General features: G+C 38.9%; 2 protein-coding genes and 1 pseudogene. All 3 read right to left on the minus strand.

Annotation, left to right across the window (positions count from 1 at the left end):
- A pseudogene (locus tag Sarmat_RS06570) lies at positions 1–116 on the minus strand (IS5/IS1182 family transposase); the annotation flags it as partial.
- A gap of 426 nt (positions 117–542) precedes the next feature.
- Positions 543–746 (minus strand): hypothetical protein, encoded by a 204-nt coding sequence (locus Sarmat_RS06575; RefSeq protein WP_202149953.1) that lies wholly within the window; start codon positions 744–746, stop codon positions 543–545.
- 344 nt (positions 747–1090) lie between these two features.
- Positions 1091–1897, minus strand: coding sequence for a uracil-DNA glycosylase (locus Sarmat_RS06580; RefSeq protein WP_410520505.1), 807 nt, complete (start codon positions 1895–1897; stop codon positions 1091–1093).
- Between the last annotated feature and the right edge of the window lie 318 nt (positions 1898–2215).

Raw genomic sequence — 2215 nt, forward strand, 5'->3', positions numbered from 1 at the left:
TCTTTTTTATCAGCTTCTTCTAATATTTTTACCATCTTATCAAACGTACCACGCTTAACTCCTGTTAATCTTCTGAATTGATCATCTGATAAAATCTTCACTTGTTCATATTTCAATTGCACAACCATAATATTTTTATTGACCTAGCTTGAGTATACACATATATCGCAGTTTCGAAAGAGGCCTACTGTAGGAGATTATCAAAAGACTATGAAATTGCTGTAGCAACTGCGGAAAACATGATAATGATCGCGCACTCTATGCTGTTACTAAAGAGACTCGATGAGATGGCTAAACTGTGAATACAGGCTCTAATTTCTTTTAAGACTTCAACGGTAATGTGCATGTTCTGCCAGTCTTTTATCAAGCTATGTTCTTTTCCGTCTCTGATATTGAGAAAGTCATAGATGTTCTTGTTTTTCTTGGCACTAAAGACCTCGATCTTCTTCAACTAAATCTTTTAAAAAGTTGTTTGGGTTGATAGAATCACTTCGTCTTCGCGTAAAATGAGTGTATCGTGGTCCTGAAAGGCTTCTTTTAGCTTAGGCTTTGTTGCTTTCTCCAACTTTTGTTTCATCTCGTCTTTGGTAAACTTGGCCAGGCTTATGAAAGGTGAATTTTGCATCTTCAAATAATAGATAAAAAGGCTTCTTGGTTTTGCAAACAACTCCATACTTCTCCTGAATGAAGTCTGGAAGAATTGTAGTCGTCCAAAAATCTAAAGTGTAACCATGATCTCGAGTCATGTTGTGCTCAGAAAAACTAAAAGTTCTTCTTTTTGAGACTTGCTCAGTAAACGTTTCAAACTTTTTTCTGTTTATTCCTTAGAGCTGCCATCTCGTCCTTTAAGTAACAAGATCGATACCTGAAAATCTGATGCCGTTTTAAACATATCAAAAGGGTAATTGTTTCAATGCACTCCTTCGCATCACTTGTATCGCTGATAAATCCCTACAGCTCTTTAATTTGGCTCGCGCTTAATTTGGGATGTCTCTTCATTGCTATACTCTATCCCATCTTAGTATGCTCCTGAAGGATTAGATCTATATATACAAGCTCCAATTTCATTGACTATAGTTATCCAAAAGGTCTAATTAACTATGTGATTTTTTATAAATTTGTCAATTTTTATCATATCATACCACACACCTTGTTTTTGCTTTGGTTGTCGTAATAGATATGCTGGGTGAAAAATAGCGGTAATATGTATTGGACGAGCTAGATATATGTTATTATATTCGAAAAATTTGCTCCTCATCTTAGATACGCTATAGTTGCGACCAAGCACGCTAGCCACTGCAGTATTACCAACTAGAATAATCAATTTAGGTGCAATAAGAGCTATGTGTTTTTCTACTAATGGTCTACAAACCTCAATTTCATCTTCTGTAGGGGTGCGGTTAGCTGGAGGGCGCCAAAAAACGCTGTTGGTGATGTATAGTTCTGATCTCGAAAGCTCGATAGAGAGCATGATGTTGTCTAGCAGTTTTCCGCTTTCTCCGCAGAAAGGAATGCCCTGCAAATCTTCTTGCGCTCCTGGCGCTTCGCCTATCAGCATCACTTGCGCCTCTGGGTTGCCGTCTGCAAAAACGGTGTTAGTTGCGCTAAATTTTAAGTCGCAGAGGGAGAATGCGTGCACGGCACACCTCAAATCTGCTAGAGTGTGGCAAGCATCCGCGATGGCTCTGCTCTGCGTGAAGTCATCATTCTTGCCGACGTCTTTTACTGAGTTGATCGCGTCGTTTTCATTGTTTCTTGCATGACGGGTATACTCGCCAGCTCTTGCATTGCTCCGCTTTGCGCCTTTGTGCTTTTTAATTAAAGACAGAGCCTCCTCCTCGTCACTCAAATAATAATCAATTTCTAAAAAACGCAGCGCTTTGAACACCTCACTCACACCCATGACTAACAAATTAATAAATAAAAATTAATCTCATGTTCTTTCAGAAAGTAAGATATGCTGAAAAGATGTGTTATGCAAATCAGGAGTTGTAAATTTAAGATAAACTAAGAACCAGTCACGCAAAAGGTTGAAGTATTGGAGGGACATCGTTATGATTGGCATCAAAGGGAGGATATGAGATGTCAACGAGCTATACGAGTGATTTAACAGATGAAGAATGGGCCGTAGTCGAAAAGATAATTTACAAAAGAAGGGGGAAACAAGGCAGGCCGCCCCCTAGGGATGCCAGACGTTTATGGGATGGTATATTTT

Origin of the sequence: Candidatus Sarmatiella mevalonica (assembly GCF_016751895.1) — a bacterium.
Taxonomy (GTDB): domain Bacteria; phylum Pseudomonadota; class Alphaproteobacteria; order Rickettsiales; family Rickettsiaceae; genus Sarmatiella; species Sarmatiella mevalonica.